At 45.1% G+C, this 22806-nt stretch carries 13 protein-coding genes; 2 read left to right on the top strand and 11 right to left on the bottom strand.

All coding sequences use genetic code 11. From position 1 onward, the window contains the following. Nucleotides 1-290: 290 nt before the first annotated feature. From IM676_RS03650 to IM676_RS03590, 11 genes are all read right to left on the bottom strand, one after another. Nucleotides 291-605, bottom strand: coding sequence for a hypothetical protein (locus tag IM676_RS03650; protein WP_404799819.1), 315 nt, complete (start codon nt 603-605; stop codon nt 291-293). A gap of 428 nt (nt 606-1033) precedes the next feature. Beyond that, entirely contained in the window at nt 1034-2338 is a 1305-nt protein-coding gene (locus IM676_RS03645; RefSeq protein WP_200988962.1) for a nucleoside recognition domain-containing protein, read from the bottom strand. Nucleotides 2339-2471: 133 nt separating this feature from the next. Further along, entirely contained in the window at nt 2472-4910 is a 2439-nt protein-coding gene (locus tag IM676_RS03640; RefSeq protein ID WP_200988961.1) for a calcium-binding protein, read from the bottom strand. A 203-nt stretch (nt 4911-5113) separates the two neighbouring features. Then, the gene (locus IM676_RS03635; protein ID WP_200988960.1) at nt 5114-7633 is read right to left on the bottom strand and encodes a M10 family metallopeptidase C-terminal domain-containing protein; all 2520 of its coding nucleotides are present in this window, start codon (nt 7631-7633) and stop codon (nt 5114-5116) included. 85 nt (nt 7634-7718) lie between these two features. Beyond that, nucleotides 7719-14702: a choice-of-anchor I domain-containing protein gene (locus IM676_RS19710; RefSeq protein ID WP_225880442.1), complete on the bottom strand. Its 6984-nt coding sequence runs from the start codon at nt 14700-14702 to the stop codon at nt 7719-7721. 614 nt (nt 14703-15316) lie between these two features. Then, nucleotides 15317-16441: an SUMF1/EgtB/PvdO family nonheme iron enzyme gene (locus tag IM676_RS03615; RefSeq protein ID WP_200988959.1), complete on the bottom strand. Its 1125-nt coding sequence runs from the start codon at nt 16439-16441 to the stop codon at nt 15317-15319. Between the two features lie 216 nt (nt 16442-16657). Then, nucleotides 16658-17683, bottom strand: a complete 1026-nt coding sequence (locus IM676_RS03610) for an agmatinase family protein (RefSeq protein ID WP_200988958.1) — start codon at nt 17681-17683, stop codon at nt 16658-16660. Nucleotides 17684-17770: 87 nt separating this feature from the next. Further along, on the bottom strand, nt 17771-18976 hold the full coding sequence (locus IM676_RS03605) for an RNA-guided endonuclease InsQ/TnpB family protein (RefSeq protein WP_200988957.1): 1206 nt from the start codon (nt 18974-18976) through the stop codon (nt 17771-17773). Continuing rightward, nucleotides 18954-19598: an IS607 family transposase gene (locus tag IM676_RS03600; protein ID WP_404799818.1), complete on the bottom strand. Its 645-nt coding sequence runs from the start codon at nt 19596-19598 to the stop codon at nt 18954-18956. The genes IM676_RS03605 and IM676_RS03600 overlap by 23 nt, the downstream gene beginning before the upstream one ends. A 121-nt stretch (nt 19599-19719) precedes the next feature. Further along, on the bottom strand, nt 19720-20871 hold the full coding sequence (locus tag IM676_RS03595) for a carboxylate-amine ligase (protein WP_200988955.1): 1152 nt from the start codon (nt 20869-20871) through the stop codon (nt 19720-19722). A 131-nt stretch (nt 20872-21002) separates the two neighbouring features. Next, nucleotides 21003-21221 (bottom strand): hypothetical protein, encoded by a 219-nt coding sequence (locus IM676_RS03590; RefSeq protein WP_200990304.1) that lies wholly within the window; start codon nt 21219-21221, stop codon nt 21003-21005. Here IM676_RS03590 and IM676_RS03585 point away from each other — a divergent pair. Then, a complete protein-coding gene (locus IM676_RS03585) occupies nt 21157-22152 on the top strand; it encodes a ribonuclease Z (protein WP_200988954.1) in 996 nt (331 codons plus the stop codon). The genes IM676_RS03590 and IM676_RS03585 overlap by 65 nt on opposite strands. A gap of 451 nt (nt 22153-22603) precedes the next feature. Further along, nucleotides 22604-22786: a hypothetical protein gene (locus IM676_RS03580; protein WP_200988953.1), complete on the top strand. Its 183-nt coding sequence runs from the start codon at nt 22604-22606 to the stop codon at nt 22784-22786. Nucleotides 22787-22806: the final 20 nt, after the last annotated feature.

The following is a 22806-nucleotide window of genomic DNA, read 5'->3' as shown; positions in this document are numbered from 1 at the left end:
GCGATAGCGAAGCGGTGCTGCAAGCATATCGCGGGTGAGTAAGATCCCCGACTTCTTAAATAATTAAAGATAATCTCATATGATTTGTCCAGAAGTCGGGGATCTGTGTGACTCGAAGATCATGTATTTGATTATCTTGAGGGGATAGCCTAGTCATCTATTCCAGTCGGATTTATCCGACTTTAGCTATCAGACAGGGGTTTCTAACCCCTGGCTCCCCGTGGTCATAGCTCTTAAACCCTGACCCGTCACCCATCAACCGTCAACCATCAACCGTCAACCGTCAACCGTCAACTAATTTCCTCTGAAGCAAACAGTTCTATCAAAGCAACCGTACCCACAAAAAACGTATAAATCCCATATTTGATAGGCGTTTCTTGTTTTCTCCGGGCATAAAAACCCCCAATCACCGCCTCAATTAAATGGGCGGTAATGGCAAAACGTTCCAGCCAAAAAATAAAATTCAGGCTGCTGGGTGTGACTATATAAATATTACACAATTCCCAGCCAATGGCAGCGGAGATAAAAATTGTCGATATCACTTTGATGATCGTAGCAATGGTTTTAAAGATATTCATTGGCTGAGAGGTTGTTTGGAAAGTCATGATTAGTGTATCAACTATTGCTTGACCCCACCCTAACCCTCCCCTTGTAAGGCTATTCATTACTCACATCTTTCTTAACAATCTTGAAACATTTATGTGGCAATGGTTTCAAGGCTTGAAAATTTACCTACTCTTGACAAAATGTACCTTATTATTCTTGATAAAACCCTTATTTTATTGAGAATAATCAACGGAGGATTAAGGTTTGGGGGTTTGCGAGCGATCGCTCTCACGAATGTTAAGAAAGATCCGGGTAATGGATAGCCTTGTAAGGGGAGGGGACTGGATTTTATTGTTTTTTGTGTGTTCACCAATCCTTCCCATTCCCTATTCCCTGTTCCCTGTTCCCTGTTCGGTGTGTTCCCCATTCCCTAAGATAAAAATTACCTGTTGAAAACTTATCAAACATCCTCTGAGAGTAAATCTACTTAAAACATTATGCGACAGACTGCCAAAGATGCCAACATTCCCGCTGCATCAGCACACAGGGCCGCCGGAAGTGTATAGCTGGTGCGAACAATGCCAATACTACCAAAATACACTGCCATAACATAAAAGGTAGTTTCCGTGGAACCTTGCATAGTAGAAACCAGAAAAGACAGAAAACTGTCCGGTTCATTTTTGACAATTTCCGACATCAACCCAAAGGAACCACTACCGGAAAGAGGGCGAATTAATGCCATGGGTAAAGCTTCAGGGGGAAGGGTGATGAGTGAGGTCAGGGGAGAAACTATGGCTGTGAGGATATCCAGAGCGCCACTAGCACGAAACATCCCAATAGCTACAAAAATCGCCACTAAAAACGGAATAATCCGAATAGCAATTTCAAACCCTTCTTTTGCCCCTTCGGTGAGAACTTCGTAAACCTTGACACCACGGAAATAACCAAATAAAAGAAACAGACAAATTAACACAGGTATGAGCCAGTTAGAAAGATTACTGACAAACACCATAGTAAATATATAAGGTAATCCCCGTACAGACAGGCGATAAAATACAACCGCCAAAAAGGCTACAATTAGCCCACCGAAAACAATATTACCTATCAACCCCGGAGGAATTAATTCGGTTTTGGCAGTTTCATCTAATGTAGTTTCCCCCTGCTCCTCTGTAACTTCTAATGGAGATTCTACAGGAGTCACCATAGAGCGCCTAGCTAAAATTTTACTAGCAATAATAGCCACTGCTGTAGAAATAATAGTAGCAATAATGGATGGCAGCAGAATTGCCGCCGGATTGGTAGCCCCTGCACTGGCACGGACAGTAATTACACCCAGGGGTAACAGTGTCACAGAGGAAGTATTAATAGCTAAAAACAAACACATCGCAGGTGTAGCCGTTCCGGGAGTAGGATTGAGTTTATTTAGTTCTGCCATCGCTTTTAAACCCATGGGGGTGGCGGCGTTTCCTAGTCCCAGAGCATTAGCAGCCATATTCATCACCATTGCAGACATAGCGGGGTGGTTGGCGGGAATTTCGGGAAACAGTCGGCTCATGACCGGACGAATCAAACGGGCTATAAATCGCATCATCCCTGCGGTTTCTGCAACTTTCATAATTCCTAACCACAGAGCCATGGCTCCAATTAGTCCAATGGCTAGGGTGACTGCACTTTCGGCTGCGGTGAAGGAAGCTTCCGTTAAGGCAGCCATTTTCCCATTATATGCTGCTACTACTGTGGCGGAAACAATCAGAAACAGCCAAATGACATTAAGTGGTGATGATTTTTGCATCTGGTACTTTGAAATCTAATTAAATAATTCTCTGCATACTAAAGCATAGGATTGGGAATTGTGAAGACTCACGTTAATTACAACGGGAATTTAAACCAAATAGAGGCGGTCAAACCGCCCCATCTGAATCTTTTTAAACCAATGGTGGGAGGAAAGGGCTAGACAGTCCCACCGCTGCTCGGACCAAAGAGCTTGAATCGGCGGAGTTTAACACTCCGTTGCCGGTAACGTCTCCTATAATCAGAGGATCAGTCACAGGGAAAGCTCTAAAACCTGTATCCAGTCCGACATTGACACGAGAAATTAAGGCCGCATCTGTAGAAAGATACTCTTGAGTTTTGGTGGTATCTCCTACTAATGCTACCAGTTGTACCGCACTGTCTCCTACTAAGCCCCCACCGGGAAGTATTTGCAGTACACCTTTAGCACCGTAGGTTGCAGTCTCTCGAACCCGAGCATCCAAGGTGATTAAGTCGGTACTAGCATTGAGGGCAGATCCACTCAGAGTAAACTCAGCTCGTCCTGTTAAAGGATCGATGGTGGGGTTAGAGGTGAAATTCCAACCGGATGCGACTACATTTGCTCCTCTAACAACCAGCAGGTCTGGGTCATATTGCAAGGTAAAGCTAATGTTGTCTACACCACCGGGATTGGTGATGCGGATGGGTAGGGGAGCGAATTGACCCCCACCAGCAGGTCTGTTTACCTCTTGACCAGGGGCACGGCTAAAGTCAGGTAAGGTGAGGACTGGTACTGTGGGGCTATTGACGGTAAATTCCCGAACAAAGTTACCACCTGAGAAACCATCTTCATTACCATCTAGTAAGCGTCCATTCGTGCTAACGAAACCATCATTACGGCTCTCCAGGGTCAGGGTGTAATTACCGGGTGCTAGAATGTCACCTGTTTTAACAAAGGTGAGGGTGTTGGCATTGCCTTGGTCCCAAATGAGTGAACCATTGATGATATTTCCAGCACTATCGGTGAGGATGAGGTCTGGTAAATCAGTAACCGGGGCGAGTGGATTGGCTGGGTCTAATCCTCTGTACAGGTTAAGGACACTGAGATTAAGATCATCATTGAATGTCAAGACAACGCCACTGGGGTTCTGCTCAAAACTCGTGACTTGGAAGGTTTCCCTAATCACAAGATTAATGGGTTCTAAAAGACTTTCTGTCTGAGAAAAGACATCACGACCTGCTACTAATGCAGTGGGTGGAACACCTTGGAGTAAAGCCAGGGGGACTTCTGTGTCTGATAATAAGGCAATAACAATGGTGTCTGTATTTTCCTCAATTAGCTTGACGGCTGTGAGGGCGGGTAGACCAGCAACTACTAAGCGATCGCCCCCTGGTTGAAAATCCGTAATAATAGCAAGTTGGGAAGGAATGGAGCCATTGGCGAGGTAAAAGGTATTGGCACCGCTGCCCCCGGTGAGAATACCACCGTTAGCGGCAAATAATTGATCATTTCCTGCACCACCAAACAGTTCATCGGTGGCGGCTCCGGCGATTAAGATATCATTTCCTGCACCACCAAACAGTTGATTATTCCCAGTACCGCTAGAAACATCTAGAATATTGTCTCCTTCCTCGCCGTACAGACGATTGAACCCACCACCGTCTGAGACTATCAACCTGTCGTTACCGGCTCCCCCGTAGAGTTGATTGTGGCTACCTTCGACAACAATCAGAAGATCATTACCAGGGCCACCATATAATATATTCTGGCCAAGACTGCCTGCGGCGAATAAGGTATCATCCCCATCACCGCCGTAGAGAGTATGGTTATTACCAGCAATGAGGGTGTCATTACCTGGACCTCCATATAAAATGACCTGTCCTGATAGGTTAGGGGTAGCATCAAGAATGTCATTACCTTCTAGCCCAAATACCTGAGCATTCCCTCTACTGGGAGCAAAAAGTTCATCATCACCGTCAGTACCAAATATGCGGGTAAATCCTGATTGGTTGACTAGGGGTTGTGTAGTTGGTAGGCTGTTACCTTCTCCCTCACTTTGAGTAGCAGTTAATACTTCTCCCCCTTGAGCAAAGATAAAAATATCTGCTACGGCAATATCTACAGACCAAGTACCGTCTTCCCTGACAATGGTTGTATTGTTTCCGGTCAAGGTTAGTCCGCTGGTAAAGCCTAGATTCAAGGTGGCTCCGGGTTTACCTGTACCGGTAACGGTCAAACTAGTAGCTGTAGCTGCTGCATTTATAATGGCTGTATCGGTGATGAGGTCAATAACAGGGTCATCTATGAATATTGCATCGACTCTGAATGTCCGAAACTGTTGTAAGGAAGTATTACCAAGGGTCTGAAAGGCGGTAACTCTCTGCATCCCTTGACCAAAGGCTTTGACATCCGCCGCTACAACTGGGACTGACCATTGACCATTTTGATTTACTACTGTTGTGTTACCACCTGCTAATTCTCGGGTACTATCAAAGGTCAGGCGTACGGTTGCTCCGGGCTGACCGCCACCGGTGATATTAAAGCCAGTTTGAGCTTCTGCTGAACTGACAATGTTGTTATCAGTAATGGAGTTAATGAAAAGAATGCTCATTTTAAAGATGTCCTGTTTTGAGTTGAATTAACAACTGGCTGATAACACCAGGTCAAAGAAACTACTTTAGTTAAGGGAAATCCCGGTCTTCTATAGGTACAGACATTCCGTCGGAACGTCTGTACTCACATGAGAATTTTGTGGTCAGAAGTCCGAGACTCACCTGACCCCCTCAAGGTCGGGGAAATCAGGGTGAAATTACTTTAAGCAAAGACAAACTGACTGGAATCGTTGAGATTAAATTGGGCTGAGTTCACCCCTTCGATGAGGGCGACATCTGTACCCCCCACCCTAATAAGGGTGTTACCATTTTGACTGAATAAACTAACTTGGTTGGCGGTAATACCACCCATACCAATCCGGTCTATACCTAGTTGAAAATCTTTGACAACATTGGGTGCATTGGGTAGGGAACCGCTAACTACTAACCAGAAGCTATCTGCTCCAGCGCCGCCCCAGAGTAAATTATTACCACCCTGTCCGGCGTAGAGACTATCATTACCATCGCCACCAAACAGGCGATCGCCCACGGTAGAAAACAGTTGGTCATCACCGGAACCACCATAGAGGCGATTATGACCATCTGGGCTAGAGCGCAGCACATCTCGACCGGAACCACCAAACAGCATTTGTCCCCGTCCTTCTGCTACCTGTAAGGTGTCATGGTCAGCCCCACCCAGGAGGATGTTAGCGCCGCTGGCTTCCACAACCATCAAGGTATCATTACCTCGACCGCCATCTAAAACGCTGGAACTACCAGAACCCTGGGTACCAATCATTAAGGTGTCATCCCCATCGCCACCACTGGCGAAAGATACACTTGCGACCATGATGGTGTCATTACCTGTGCCACCTATAACCTCTACATAGGAGACCAAGCTGGCATCAACTACGTCATCCCCATTACCAGAAAATACTGTTTTCAGTGGTTGGTTACGGTTTAAAACAATATCGTCAGATTCCGCACTACCAAAAATTAAAGGATTAGGGTCTAAAGGCGCTGTGGCTATCCGACCTTGTGTATCTGCTAACAACAAAATCTCATCGCCATAAACCCGGCGCTCTGTGTTGATTAAATTGTAGTTGGCATCTAAGATAGGGAAAACATAGACGGGAGTCATCACTACCTTAGCACTAGCTCCCCCAGCGGGGTTTAACCGCTGAAGGTTTACCTCTAGGTGACCGTAGTGTTTACCCCCATCAATCAGTTGGGGTACGCCATTCACCTCACCCCACAACTCTGGTTCACTTTGGTCAGCAGTCCACTGACTAAACTCGTTGTAGTTGAGTAAAGGTCTGTTTAACCCGGAGCCATCCCGTTTTTGTCCTCTTAAGCCATCACCAGCTACCCCAACATCGTAATAGCTTACCCCAATCCCATCGCCATCCTCATCTACAAAGCTGCGTTCAAACATTTCACTATGACCAGCCAACACCGCAGCTACCCCATATTGCTCAAACATACTATGGTACTGGCGCATCGGTGTTCCTGCTTGTCCAGTGGACAGGACATGATTCATCGGTTGACCATGTTCCCCACTGCTGTAAGGTACATGATGAAACTGCACAAAAATAATCTGTCCTTGGCTGCGAGCATCATTAAGTTGCTCCATGACCCAGTTCCACTGAATACTACCAGGATTGAAATCAGCTAAGTCAGTTCCCCCAGCGGCTTCATACTGCTCACGGGTGTAGTTTTCCTGAGTATCCGTTCCCGGTCCTGTATATTCCCTACCACTAATTTTAGGCGGTTGTCCTTCCCCACCATAGTTAGAGCGCCGGTCATCCGGCTCCCCATTAGAACTATCTAAGGTGAGGATAGTTACTGGACCGTAGTCAATGCGATAGTAATTATCCCGATGCTCAGGAGTGCCGTTGTCAGGGGCATCAAAGTAAATATGATACTTATCCCGCCCAAATTTAGGACCAAATCGACCATCCCTATCTGTACCATAGCCGCCATTGAGAGCGCCGAAGTTCTCCCAGTTACCTAAAGCTGGTAATATGGGGTATTGAGATAAACCGCTATCAAACTCTCCGGCGTTGTGTCTAAAAAATTCATCCCATCCGGGTTGATAGCCACCTCCCTGTACTAAGTCTCCCGGCATCATCAAAAAGTCAGGGTGACGACTGTTAACTACAGCTAGGTTTTGTCGGTAGCCTTCCGTTTCGGTGAGGGCATAACGTAGGGTTTGGTTTGCCCCAGAGCCAGATGTGCCAAAGGTGTCAGCCCACTGACTATTACTAAGTGCCGGGCGTTCTATGGAGTTAGTGGCTAAAGCACCCGGTTGCCATTCCCGATTAGTCACCCGTCCCAGGGGTTCGGTTTCGCTGTCAGCCATGGCTATAAACCGAACGCTAGACCAGTCTGTATTACTAGGGGCGGTTTTAAAGGTGGAGGTAAAAGTTTCACTCCCCAGGGTAACTGTGTAGTTATAGGTATTACCTGGTAATAAACCTTGCACATTTATACTGTGCTTATAGTTATTATCACTGATTAACCAAGAACCCTGGACCAGTCCAGGGATATTTTGGTTTTTCTCGGCTGTAGTATAGGTTAAGAGGGGTTGAAAGGTGGGGGTACTAACTAAAGCCAGAGGGTTATTTAAACCCGGTCCGGTTATAGTTAATCTCCCGGGTATATCTTGTTCGGTAAACCAGGTGATGTAAATCCCTTGAGATGATGGATTTTGCAGATAGGGATTAATTCTAAATTCAGACATGGTGTAAAATCTCCTTGGGGTAGTATTTTCACGTTTACTTAAGGGGAGATCCCCGGAATTTCTGTAAGAAATTCCGGGATCTGATTTAAGCAAAGACAAATTGACTGGAATCGTTGAGATTAAATTGGGCTGAATTTACCCCTTCTATAAGGGCGACATTAGTACCACCAATTTGAATTAGCGTGTTACTATTTTGACTGAATAAACTAACTTGGTTGGCGGTAATACCACCCATACCAATCCGGTCTATACCTAGTTGAAAATCTTTGACAACATTGGGTGCATTGGGTAGGGAACCGCCAACTACTAACCAGAAGTTATCTGCTCCAGCGCCGCCCCAGAGTAAATTATTACCACCCTGTCCGGCGTAAAGACTATCATTACCATCGCCACCAAACAGGCGATCGCCCACGGTAGAAAACAGTTGGTCATCACCGGAACCACCATAGAGGCGATTATGACCATCTGGGCTAGAGCGCAGCACATCTCGACCGGAACCACCAAACAGCATTTGTCCCCGTCCTTCTGCTACCTGTAAGCTGTCATGGTCAGCCCCACCCAGGAGGATGTTAGCGCCGCTGGCTTCCACAACCATCAAGGTATCATTACCTCGACCGCCATCTAAAACGCTACCCCTAGCAGGTCCTTGAGCACCAATTATTAAAGTGTCGTCACCATCGCCACCACTGGCGTAACCGTCACTACCCACCAAGATGGTATCGTTACCCGTTCCGCCATATATTGCACTACTAACAGCTTGACTACCATCTACCTGGTCATCTCCATCCCCGGTAAACACGGTAATACCTGATTGAGTACTGGTTAAAGTCAAGTCATCGGCTGTAGGAGAACCACTAAGTATACTGACAATTTCAATCACCGGGTCAATGACAGTATCGGCTCGGAAAGCTAGATTTTGCAGTCTGGTATCCAACTCACGAGGTGTATCTGCTTGACTAAAGGGAGTAGTCAAGAAATTGCGGAATAGGTACTCTGCTAAAGTATCTTGCTCAGTACCATCGGGTGCAAAAGTAGCGTTACCAGTGCGGGGTGCATCGATGGTTTGAGCTAAATCTACTCGGTTGGCGCTTTCGCCTTGGGGGAAAGGATAGCCGTCACCACCGCCAGCGAGGAAGTTAAGAGTAACCATGCGGAAGGTGCGGTTGGGATCACCGAAGATTTCCCCACCTCTCACCACTACATCCAAGTCTTTGCCAGTTTCGTCTTCAATGGCTAGAGAGAGAACACGATTACCTGGTTGACGGGAGGGGTCAAAACTAAAGGAGAAACCAGCCACTTGAGGAAAACGCCCCGGAGTGGCCGAATCATCCAAGGTTGTAGAGGCAATCGCGTGTTCTGCCAAAGCTAAAAGTTCTGTAGCAGTAACAGTCACCAATGTCAAGCCATTATTGAAACGAAGGGAATTGACGATATCGTTTTCCGAAATGCCACCTTCCGGCTTGACAATGTTACCGTTAGCATCTGTCACGGCTTCGTTGGGCAGAGTTTCAAATTGCCCAGTACTACCTGTCGGTACAACTACTCGACCAATACTGTCACGAATACCGCCGCCGTTTTTCAAGGAAATGACTACTTCGGGGTCAAACTCCCGGGCGATCGCCAAATTAGCATCGGCAGTCAGATTACCCAAGTTGGTTTCCTGCCTTCGTACACTATTGCGATCGCCATTGAGATACACTGTGCTAATTCCAAAGACATTGCTTTCCTGCTGCACAACCACATTACGCAGAGTATCCACAATGGCTTGAATTTGCGGATCAACCAGACCTTCAGCCCCCAAGTCTGACACTCCCTGAGCATCGGTAGCAAAAGCACCACTAATAGCTGGGTTATAGCTTTCTGGGATAATTACGCCATTGGCATCAAAGTCAATAACTAAACGACCTACATACTTATAGTTACCATCTGTATTCACAATGGCCACGGGGAGGCCGTCAGCATCGGTTGTGAAGATGGGATAGGGTCCTTGGGCTGCATCCCCGGCCCGGAGGCGGTCAGTTTCATCCACCAAGCGGGTATTGGAACCACCAGCCACAATAATATCGACATGGCGTAGCCGGGTTGCCAACTCCTGCTCAATGGCTAACTGCTGCATATGAGCCAGTAACACCACCTTATTAATATCAGGATTAGCCGCTAAAAGAACATCCACATCAGCTTGAATTTCAGCAGCTAGGGCATCGAGTTGGGCTGAGGTGGGATCGCCACCAAAGGGCTGTGGCTTAACAGTAACATTCCCCGGACTAGAGATGATAGGCAGAGTGGGGGTAGTAGCTCCAACAACACCAATTCGTTCACCATTGACATCAATCACCACACTAGCTGCAATACTGTTAGGTAGGGGAGCTTGGGCATCAGCAACTACCAAGTCAGCCAGATTACTATCAGTGCTAAAATCTAAGTTAGAACTCAGGTAAGGGAAGGCGGTTCCAGGGAAACCAGCTGCTAAATCCCCAACAATCAAATCTCTAACTATCGACGTACCAAGGTCAAATTCATGATTACCAAAAGCAATAGCTTGGACCCCTAAAGCATTCTGAATGAGAATGTCACCCCGTCCAACACCGTCATAAACTGTTTGGGAAGCATTGAAGAACAGACCAGGTATATAAGCATCACCGGAAGAGAGAACAAGGGTATTGGGGAAACCTGGTATACCATCATTGTCTAAATCCTCTGCTTTGAGAGCATTGAGTACAGCTGAGAACCGGGGAATATCTGTAAAGGCCGAAGCACCCGCCTCTTGGTCTGCAAAGTGGAACAGTTGGAGGGTAAAGGTCTGTGGGATAACGCTAAATAAAAAGGTATCACTCACACTTGTACCCGCTGTATCTCTAGCAGTGACGGTGATCTCAAAAGTACCGACATCTTCATTACCCGGTGTACCGCTAAAGGTGCGAGTAACGGGATTAAAGGTTAACCATGAAGGTAAGGGTTCACCATTTTCTAATGTGGCTGAGTAGGTGAGGAAATCTGGAATCAGCTGCTGATCAAACAGCTGATTTCTCAAGGTTTCCGCAAGAAATTGATGACCTTTAGTAGTAGGATGTCTTTCATCCCAAAAGAAATATTCATCCGCAGATACAGGGTCAGTTATATTAATCAGAGGAGTTGTATAATTAGTAAATCCGTACTCCTGGAGGACACCGTTATCTTCCTGCCATTCAGCAAATTTATCTGCTGTTATCAAAGATAAATTGACATTCAAACTGGGTGCTAAGTTGTTTAATGCTGCACTTAAAGCAGTATTAAAGCCTGTAGTAATAGCTGTAGCCCCTGGAGCAATAGGAGTATTTCTCAAAGCGGGGAAAAGTCCCAAGTCTGGCAAATTAGCTACCAAAATCTCTTGAGCGCCTGACTGTGCTAAGGTCCTGATGGCACTACTGATATTATTTACAGCATTAGTGATAGCTTGGTTGACATCTGCTGGAATCGATAGAAAATCATTAGCACCAGCCCAAATCACATACAATCCATCTGCGCCAATAGGAGTAGTAGCAGTTAAATTAATAAATTGCTCAACTTGGGTGAGTAATCCTGGTATAGGAATGGGTAATAGAGGATCGCTGCTAAATTCACCGGTTGTAGCACCGCCAAAGGCAAAGTTTTTCACAGTTTCCGGGGCAAATTCTAACTCACCGCCGAAATAATCAACCCAAATTAAACCGTTAGAAAAACGCCCCTGGTAATTTGGCGGTGGAGGGAACAGGTTACCTGTAGCAGCGTATAAGTTACCAGTATCAGAGATACTATCACCGAAGACTACTAAATTTTTAAAGGGGTTAATTACATCTACATCTAAGAAGGTATCAGTAGGTAGAGTAAATGTGAAACTAGAATTGGATAGAACGATCTGATCAAGAATGGGGTTAGTCAGTATAGGTGCATTGTTACCAGGGGGGGGTGGGGTAACGCTAAATAAAGAAGTAGTACCACTGACTTCATTGGCGACTACTACCAAAGGTTCCCCATTGGGACTATCGGCGGCGGGGATGAAAATTATCCCCTCAGCCCCCAAGTCTCCCGCCAGACCTGAGTTAGAAGCGACGCTAAAATCACGGTTGTTAACGTAGTCTACGAAGAAGGCCTCGGCGGGGTTAGTAATGTCATAGGTAAGTACACCACCAAACCGCTCTAGACCGATGAAAGCATAAATCCGCCCATCAATCTCCCCAATAGCTACCCCCTCTGGTTCGGGTCCTTTGTTGTCGCTGCGGGTATCAAAATCCGTGGTACTGTGGTTAGAGTTGAAGTAGTCCGGGAAGCGTTCGGCAATAAATTCTTCAAATTCTGCCCCACTGTCGTAAACTAAATTACCTTGAGTATCCCAGATGCTAAAGGAGCGACCGCCAAACACATATAACTCATTGTATGCCAGGGTGGAAGTGAGTTGTCCGCGAATCTCCCCGGAGCGGTTACGTACAGTGTGGACGTTAAAGTATAAGTCTACTTCATCGCCAATATTGGCATTGAGTAGGGTGGGGACAAATTCACTCAGTGCTTTGGTAGCTGGGTCGCTTTCTCTCCAAATCCCGTTTAGTGTGGTGGAACCATCGGCGTTAAAGCTAAAGCTCAGGTCTGGGTCTTGGTTGGGGTTTAAAATACCAAACACCACGGGACCATTTGCTCCCCGGAGTGCTTGATGGAAATGTAACATGGTTACATCATCACTAGGGTCGGGGGTGCGGGGACTCAAGCCTAACACCGGACCGAAGTCTAACCCGGTAATGGTCAGTTCATAACTCAAAGCTGTACGGTCATCGTTGAGTTTTAATACTGCGTTCCCTCTAGCGGGAGTGGTGACTGGGGTGACTTCCTGGGCGCCGGTGAGGGTGGATCTAAAGAAAATCCCATCACTGATACCATTAGCAGTAGTGACTGTGAGGCGACCTAGGTTCTGATCTCGTTGTAGTTCTCGTGCGTTGGGGAAACTATCCCGGTCAAGTATGAGGTCTCTTACTCTGGCTTCTTCAGCAAAACCGCGGTAATCTCGGGCGTCTCCTTCGTTTGCTGTGACGATGTAAGTCTGTCCGTTGATTTCGTAGAGGGCGATCGCATCGGGTTGATACATCCCGAACAGGTTGGGGTAATTGGTGATGTTAATCGCCCCATCGCGATCGCTCACATCCAAAGGATTATTCACACTGCGTAAATCAATCAACCCCAAAGCCAGGGGATAGACTGTTTCAAAGTCATTATCATTGAGTACCGCGATGGTGTGAGCATCAATTAAAGCCAATCCCTCGGGTTTATCCACAAAGTCATAACCGATCTTGGCTAAATCCACCTCTAGGGTTTTCCCCACTGGGTTAATCCCTAAAGCCTGTAGTTGGGATACTGGTAAACTATCAAAGGTAGCACCTGCTGGTAATATAGCTGGGTCTACAGTTCTCAGATTAGTAGCACCTTCTAAGGTAATCCGGAACACATTTTTAATGGAATCACGCCCGGGGTCGGAGTCTCGCTCAATTACCAAGAACTCACCCGTACCCTCTCCTAGGGAGACCGCATCGCCGATTTTATCGCTTTGACCCCCTACTAATTGATAGAGATATTCACCGGTGGTTGTAGATGTGGCTATATCCAGTTCTAAAATCCGAATTACTTGGGAGTTACGAGAACTGGGGTTATTTAAGGGACTCTGGGTAAAGGCGAAAATCTTGCCATCTTGGTAAGCTATACCTTCAAAGCCTCTATTATCCCGCCGTTTTAGATATTCAGGGGGGAGAACTTCTAAACCAAAGGTTCCTACCGGTTGTCCGGCTCGTTCTGCTGTGCCCTCGGCTACAAAGCGGTTAATTAAAATCCCCTGGGGGTTGAAGTGGTAAATGGCGGGGCGATATTCATCTACTAACCAGTAACTACCATCGGGAGTGCGGAGGACTCCTTCAAAATCCGCGCCGTAGGGGTCAAATTCTAGTAGGGTTCCGTCGGGGGCGATGGGGGTGAGACCATCGTCATCCCCCTGGATATTGGGTAAGCGGGTAACTGGGGTTGTACCATCTTCCCGGAACAATTGTACACGTTCGGTAACTGTGATTTTACGGTTGTTGCGGTCTAGCTCAAAGCGGACAATTTCCGTCGGTGCATCAGCAAAGGGAAAGACGCGAGCATCAATTCTACCATCCCCTGTGGTATCGCGGGTACTGGAGGGATTGCGGTCTGGTACACCGATAAACTGTAATTTCCCGGTGTCGGTAAATCCTTCAAAGAAGATTCCACCTAACCCACCTAACAAGATTTCCCCACTAGTCGCCGGTTCTACTGTTGTTGTCCCATTGAAGGGGGGTAAGGTGGTGCGGTCAAAGGTGAATATTTCTGCTCCGTGGGGTTTGTAACCCAGGGGGATGATATTGGTGAATGTCCCGGAGGGGATATCTAGGACGGCGATCGCGTTATTTTCTTGTAAGGCTACATAGGCGGTACGAGAGTCCCCAGAGATAGCAATATACTCTGGTTCCAGGTCTTGGGCGACGGTGGCGTTGGGTCCAAAAATCCGCACACCAGCGGCGATTAAAGCATCTCGTTGATCATTAAAAGCTCTGAAGTCGGCGGTGATGACATTATCTTGGGTCAGGTTTGCGACCCCCCCAGAAATATCAATAATACTAACTGATCCCTCTGGGTCAATGGTATAGTCTGCGCTGGGTTCCCCTTCATTGGCTACTAATACTTTAGTGCCGTCAGGGGTAAATAGGAGCATATCCGGTAAGGCTCCCACTATGACGGCGCTGAGGAATTGACCATTGGTGTCGAAGAATACTACTTTACCTGGTTCAGTGGTGACGGGGTTATCAATAGCTACTGCGACGATACCATTAGAGACTGCGACACTATTAGCTGTGGCACCATAGACAGAGGGGTCAATTTCAAATAGCTTAGTGGGATTACTGGGGTTGCTAATATCCAGCACCTCTACTGCTGGCGCGCTGGCGTTGACTACGAATAGCCTTTGAGTCTGGGGGTCATGGACGACAATTTCCGCAGCACTACGATTAAAAATATTAGTCGCATAGGTTCCAAGCAGATTTAGTTGTAGTTGAGACATAATAAGTTGAGAACAAAGAGGTATAATAGAGTTGGGCGCTGCGCGATATCTACCGCCGTGCGTAGCCATAGGTTTGTTTCAATTCGGTGTGAGAAACCCTATTAATCTCAATAGGTGAAAGTCAACCCCAGTATGGAACCAACTGCTACGCTTTCGCTGTCGGCGTTATGAGACTTTGGTGATTCTCATGGCTAAGTTGGTGGGATGGCTCAGTCTTCCGCCCCCCAAAAGACTAAGATTCCCCCCATGAGAATATGCGTAATGTGGCAATCCCATTTGATTCTCACTAACTCAGGGAGGGTAAGATGTTGGGGATAGGGAAACTCTTACTCTAAAGTTGTTCATGAATCATCGAGAGGCTATAACCACGGGTATATATTGCACTCCCAAAGTTAAGAATTGATTATCGAAGAATTAATAAAGATTAAAAGTATTGAATTTGCACCAGGTTATCATCCCACTGGGGATTAGCGACTTTGCAGACATCAAATCATAGCTTGGGTGGCTGCGGTTCCATAGTCGGATAATCTTGTTTACGGTTATTCCCAGAATCCCTTGGTCTGTGATATATTACAAATACCCACCTGATGGGGGAGAGAAAGTTTGAAGGGATCCTAAATCTTAGAAATGCACACGACCCGAAAACCGTAGTTGAGGCTGCGATGATCCTGGGAATTACAATGACGACTAGCACTGCGGCAAGCTGCAGCATTGTAGTACCATGAGCCGCCTCGCACCACACGAAGACAGCCATCATTAATCCAGGCGCTACCATCTCTGGGCGCACCTTCATAGTCATTATGCCAAGTATCTAAACACCATTCCCACACATTGCCGTGCATATCGTATAAACCAAAGGGGTTAGGGGGAAAAGTCCCTACATCTGTGGTTTCCCTGCGATCGCGGATTCGGGCTGCTGATGCATAGGGATAATTGCCATGGCAGTTTACCAAATTAGGGGTAATACTCTCACCAAAATAGAATGCTGTAGTGCTTCCGGATCTACAAGCATATTCCCACTGTGCTTCGCTGGGTAAGGTGTAGGTTTTCTGTGTTTTTTGGCTGAGTTTTTGGCAGAAGTTAACAGCATCATCCCAGTTAACTGTTTCAACCGGGCGTTTATTACCTTGGTAACAAGAAGGATTATCATCGGCAATAGCTTGATACTGTTCTTGGGTCAACTGGTATTTGCTCATGAAAAAGCCGGGTACTGTTACCTGATGCTGGGGACTTTCGCAACCTTTTCTTTCTACTTCAGTTTTTGGTGAACCCATAATGAATGTTCCCCCGGGGATTTCTACCATTTCTAGGGTGACTCCATTGCCTAGGTCTTCCACAAAGTATCTCCCGCTGGCGTAACGGCGGTTAATAATTTGTCTGCGTTGGTTGGTGGTGACTACTTGAAAAGTAAAGGTTTGGAGGTTGATGGCAATGATGGGTGTAGAGTTTGAGGTTGTTGTAGGTTGATAGGCTTTTACAGCCTCCACTAGTTTCTTATATTTAGACAGTAGTAAACAATAAGCAGTATGTCTAACTTCTGCTGACTCATCTGTACTGAAAACTCTCAGAAGTAAATCAATACCTTCCTCCCCATAGTTCAATGCTTGAGGGATAACTTGCAACCTGATTTGTGGGTCTGGATGACTATACCAGATTAGCAGATCTTCCATACTTTCAGGAGCTTTACCTGTGCCACCTAGCACTGCATCATATTTACCTGGATTTTGGGGATGATTCATGATAGCGTAGCGTGGCGTCAGCCATAGGTGAGTTTTAATGCTATGTATATTGTAGGGACAAAGGGCGTTGCAGAATTTATGATTTACATACGTTTATGTGGTTTATACGTATTTTATCAAGTCAGCCCAGTATTTTTTTTCTGTAATTTGTGCTGTTAGGTCACCCCGTTAGACCTTGTGTACTGCACGCTTGGGTCAGCCATTGAAATGCGCTCTCTAGTTGATTAAATTGGCCAGTTTGTAAACAATTCGCGCCCCGACGTTACCATCCCACTGCGCATTACCAACTTCGCACACATCAAAACCGATAATTTGTCTACCGCTTCTGACTAATTCCCGGAATAAATAAAAGGTTTGCTCTAATTCTAATCCTCCGGGAACAGGTGTACCTGTATTTGGGCAGAGTTTAGGGTCAAGTCCGTCCACATCAAAGCTAATGTAAACTTGTTCTGGTAAATGACTGATGATTTCTCGACATAAATCAAGCCAAGTGTTACCGGCGTAAAGTTTTTGTTTAATAATGGGGTCGTAATAAGGGATAATCCGCCGATGAGATTGGCCAATTATGTTCACTTCCTCATGGGAAATATCACGCAACCCTACCTGCACTAGTTTAGATATCTGCGGTATTTTCAGGGCGTTAAACATGATAGAAGCATGGGAAAATTCAAACCCCTCATAAGCATCGCGTAAATCTGCGTGAGCATCAATATGTAAAATGCCGTAGTTGGGGTATTTGGTAGCTAAGGCTTGGAAGTAACCTAGAGGTACACTATGATCACCACCAATAACTGCAACTTTCTTACCCTGGTTGATTGCTGTTTGACACTGGGTGAATAACCATTGATTGAGTTCTTTTCCTGCTTGATTAATTTCTGTGAGGACGGGAGTTAAATCGGGTGTATTTGTCAGTGGGTTACCTTGTGCTAGTCGTTCAATAATTTTAGCTGCCAAGGTACGATAATATTCATTTTTTTGGAAAATATCCGGGGGAATTTCCATCATGAAAATGCCTTGTTTCCAACCGTCGGGACGATCTAAATCGAATAAATCTACTTGTACAGAAGCATCAAGAATCTGTTGTGGTCCTTTGGCAGTACCAGCACCATAGGATACGGTCACTTCCCAGGGTACAGCAATGATAATCAAGTTAGCAGACTCATAGTCCGATGGCAATCCAAAGATGTTACCATTAATTTCACCTATTCCACTGGGATTGTAGTCTGGCTTGTGAATACTCATTTTTTGGTTTTACACCCACGGGTAAGCTGTAATATTGTACCAAGATATTGTAACTCAAAAGTGCAACTTTTAAGCTAATCAAAGCGATTAAACTAGATTAACTATGGCATCCGTCAATTCTGACTCCTCAGAAAGCACGATAGAATCATGGGTCACGGTAAAGGCAGTTGCTTGCAAAGCACGCAATAAAATATTGCGTGCGCCATTCACATCACGATAGACCTGAATTCCGCAATGTGGGCATTTAAAAATTTTGTGTCCACCTAGCTTATGGTGAACATGACCGCAGTTGCCACATGTTTTTGATGTATATGATTCATTGCAAAGAACCACTATTACACCTTTTCTTTGTGCAGCTTGTTTAAGATGTTGCTCAAATTTGTAATGGGAAAGAGTCAGCATTTGCCGTACAGACTTACTGTTGATTTTGCGTTTCTTCCCGCTACGTCTTTTAATCACCATTTGACTAGAATCAAAGGTTGGTAAGTAAATTACTTTGTAGGAATTAACCAGCAAGTTAACAGCTTTGTTATGCAAATCTTTAATTAAATTCTCAATTCTTTCTCTTACACGATTAGCAGCAATACGCATCTTTCTACGTTGACGGCATCTTGTTTTGGTAGAACGGCTGATGAGATTGTCAAGGTGCTGACACAATCTTTGTATGCGTCCGATGTCTCCCCTTGCAATTTCTAAGACATTCTCGCCATCAAAACCAGTTAAGAAAGTGCGATTACCAGGGTCTACTGCTATTACCCTGTCACTGCCAGTAGGTACAGTTTCTTTATATTCAGGAAAGCAACCAAACCACTTACCACGACGGTAAACAATTTCTGTACCATACTCGCATTGTTCAGGAATAGTTTGACCAATTGTAGTAAAACCTAAACCTTTGGTTGTGCGCGGATACCAAGTACCATTTTTGAAATTACCAACCTTGAATTGGATAGTTTGGCTTGTGGCTTTACAGCTTTTAAATTTCGCACTACCACCTTGAGTGCGAGCCTGTTTAAAGGCATCAAATGCCTCAAAACAAGCTTCTTGACGTTGATGCCCTGGTAAGGTTTTCACCCATGGCGGTACATCCATTTTTTGAGCTATTTTATCTAACTCTTCAGCAGATATCTTGACTTGTTTTTCTTGGCTAGTTTTTTTATCAATAATTACTCTGACTTGAGTATCGTAATTATTGTGAAGATAACTGATACATTGATTGAAGTAATAACGATAAGCAGCAAGCCAACGCTTCCAGACTCGATGTAATTCCTTGCTAGGAAATAGCCTGATTTTCAATACACTGTTCGGTGAGTGCTTTGTCGATTCCTTGTGACGCGACTTCTTTTTGTAAGTCTTCTTTGATGCTTGACTTGTATTTTCTAAGCCCGTGTAACCTGCTAGAGAAACAGTGGATGATCGACAGTATATCTTGTACGAGTTCCTGTTCTGGACTGAGCTTGCGGTCATTGAGAACCACGAGTTCGCACTCAAATTTTGTGCATAACCACCTAACCAACTCAAATCCGAATCGGACAAGTCGGTCAGGGTGGGGAACGACAATACGTTGGATATCGCCGTCGATGATTCGTTCCAGAATTGCGAGGAATTTTTTCCGTTTAAAATTGAGTCCGCTTCCAACTTCTGAAATAATTTCAGCCTCTGGGTATCTTGTGCGTAAGTGTTCAAGTTGTCGTTGCAAATCGTCTTGCTGGGAATGAGTCGATACTCGTCCATAGCAAATAGTTTTAATTGTCCTGGGTATTCCGCCGATTTTTTCGACTTCTTCGAGGATGAACCGCCTTTGACCGCCTGGTGTACGGATTGCTTTAAGCTTGCCTTCGTTTTCCCATCTCCTGAGACTGGAGACATGGACACCAAGGATTTTAGCTGCTTCCTTGGGAGTGACATGTTGCATCAAAGCCTCATTAAATCAACTACTTTTAGTCTAGCGGGATTTAGTAAGATTTACTCTGTTTAAGCAAATAATTTACAATTAGTTACACGTCTTGATCTCATCTGTGTACCTACACACTAAGCCTCTATGGGTCTACATCTGTGGATGAAATTGTTAATTCCTCTTCTAGTTCTTTCACCAAAGAAGCAACTACAGCTTTTAAAGAACCTGTATTTTCAAAGACTCGTCGCTGACGGGTATAACTAGGGCCGGTTTCTAATCTTTGCGCCAGTAGTTGCAAGTATGAACTTTCTCCCAAATTGTCAGCAGTGGGGGCGATCGCATCTAATATATCCTTAATTATATCGCCTATGGGTCTAGTGCCACCTTGCTCATTTTCAATATAATTTGCATCTAAACCCCAGCGAGACGCTCGGAAAAAATTTTCTTTTTCCATTAACCAAGGTAGGGGGGATAACAAAAATCCTCTGTGTTGTCCTTGGGGGTAGTGGTAGAGGTATAATATGAGGGAATGGATAAAGGCCGCTAGGATGATGGACTCTTTTACTGTTGGTTGAGCATCCATGACTCTGATTTCTAAGGTTCCCAAATCTGGCTGAGGTCGTAAATCCCAGTGAATATCCCGGATAATTTGAAACATTCCCGCCTTTTGGGCGTTAATAAAGAATTGACAAAAATCTTTCCAGGTGGGAAAAAACCCAGGAGTACCATAGGTGCGCGATGATGATAGGAAGCTGTGACGATAAGATGCAAAACCAGTATTACGCCCCCACCAAAAAGGTGAACTAGCAGACAGGGCCAGTAAAATGGGGAGATAAGGTTGGAGTTTAGCCATGATATCTACAGCTGTATCACCACATGGCATTCCCACATGAACTTGCAGAGCAAAGGTCATCATCATATCTGCGAGATAGCCCGATGCGGCTTGTTGGGCGAGATACCTGGGAATGGGTGTAACATTGGTAAAGCGATCGCAAAATGGATGAGTACCAGATGCACAGATATTCATACCCAGATTCTGGCATTGCAGCTTAAGGTGAGAAAGAATAGCTAAAATATCAGTTTCTAACTCGTGGATATTGTGGCACACTCTGGAACTAATTTCAACGGAGGCTTGCTGAAACTCTGGCTGGATGCAAGAATTTTTTGGGATGTGTGCCAATAAAGGTAAAATCCCATCTACTAATTGCAGGGTATAGGGATTGAGTAATTGTAACTCAATTTCCATACCGAGAGAGAATTCAGAAGAACTTTTAAATTCTATTATGCCTGTCATGCTCTGTCTTTCTCGCTAGTACAGGTTGGGAGAAGTCAACTTACCAGCTTAATGTAAATTTCATCTTCTGGACTTCTACTTTAAAGCGGATAAAAATCACAAAGTTGAGCCAGCGGGTGATTCTCATGATACTACAACCATCGCTGCTGACTGTGAAAATGCTGGGAAACCTTGGGTTTTCCCCCTGGGGGAGTTATACCAGCAATACAGGCTTTTGTATTTTTCGCAAAAACCGTGTCAAGATAGAGAGTAAACAATTTAGTCAAAGGAAAGCGAAAAGACGCTGTGCAGATCACATTTTTAGGGACGAGTTCTGGTGTACCCACGCGATCGCGCAATGTTTCGAGCATAGCGCTAAGATTACCTCAAAGGGCAGAACTATGGTTATTCGACTGTGGCGAAGGTACTCAGCATCAAATTTTGCGGAGTGACTTGAAAATGAGTCAAATATCCCGAATTTTTATCACCCATCTGCACGGTGATCACATTTTTGGTTTAATGGGACTTTTGGCTAGTTGCGGGTTAGCTGGGAATGTACAACGAGTTGATATCTACGGACCACCGGGATTAAATGAATATATTCAAGCTGCTACCCGGTACTCACATACACATTTTTCCTATCCTGTCAAGGTTCATGCCATTCGTCCCGGAATCATTTATGAGGATAATGAATTTACCGTGACCTGTGGTTTGTTACATCACCGCATTACAGCATTGGGTTACAGAGTTGCAGAAAAAGACCGTCCGGGAACCTTTGATGTCGAAAAAGCCAAAGCCTTACAAATTCCCCCAGGTCCGGTTTACGGTCAACTCAAGCGGGGTGAAACGGTGACACTCAAGGACGGGAGAGTAATTAAGGGTAAAGAATTATGTGGACCTACAGAAATTGGGCGCAAGATAGCTTACTGTACAGATACAATTTATACTGATGGGGCGGTAGAATTAGCACAAGATGCAGATGTGTTGATTCATGAGGCTACCTTTGCCCATCAAGATGCAGATTTAGCTTTTGATCGGTTGCATTCTACCAGCACCATGGCGGCGCAAACAGCTTTGATGGGTGGGGCGCATCGGCTAATTATGACTCATTTCAGTCCCCGATATGCTCCCGGTAACAGCATCGAATTAAAAGATTTACTCAGTGAAGCCAGGGCGATCTTTCCTAATACACATATGGCTTATGATTTCATGACCTACGATGTGCCCAGAAGAAGGGAAGCTGATGGCTTGGGTGGCGCAGCCAGAGATAACCAGGGGTTAAAAACCCTGTCTAAAAGCTGATAGGGATAGGTTGGGGTTAAAGGATGTTGGGCGTAAAGGACATTAACTTCGGCTGCGCTCAGTTCAAGCTCAGTTCAAGCCAAGCTAGAGCCAGAAAATTATTTGCGAGTGCCAACAAACACAGAATTACAGAATTAGCGATCGCACAGTCTCACCTATTGTGACGAACCTTAACCAAGGTTAAACCAGGAAAGCTGAGATTCAAAGCATTCTGCACAAGTTTTACTGGATCATATTCTCAACCAAGGAATTCTCATTCCGCTTTCTGCCAACAAAAATATTGAAGATTGAGGATTTTCCGAATATTATTAAGAGTCAATAATTTTTTTGAGATAAAAGTAGATAATATTATATCCTCTGAATTGGCTTGGTATTTGTTAATTCTTAATCCTCATAGCTATAATCTATTAAATCAAAACCTTGATATAGTTTGCACTGGCAGGAGATTGATATGAAATTAAAAGCTCCAACTATCGGATTAGTGGAAGTGCCGGCTTTGGGATTATATGATCCTGAAAGACATAATTGGACTGCACTATATAGACGTAATACCTTTGGTAAAGCAGAGTCTAAACTAATCAACTACCATGGTGGGCTGACAAAAATGGCTACTGCTGGTAGTGTTTCCAATTAAAATAACTACAAACTCTTGAG

The sequence above is a fragment of the Anabaenopsis elenkinii CCIBt3563 genome, from assembly GCF_015245355.1.
GTDB classification, from domain to species: Bacteria; Cyanobacteriota; Cyanobacteriia; order Cyanobacteriales; family Nostocaceae; genus Anabaenopsis; species Anabaenopsis elenkinii.
The sequence above is the reverse complement of the archived record's forward strand: the minus strand, read 5'-3'. Positions and strand labels throughout refer to the sequence as shown.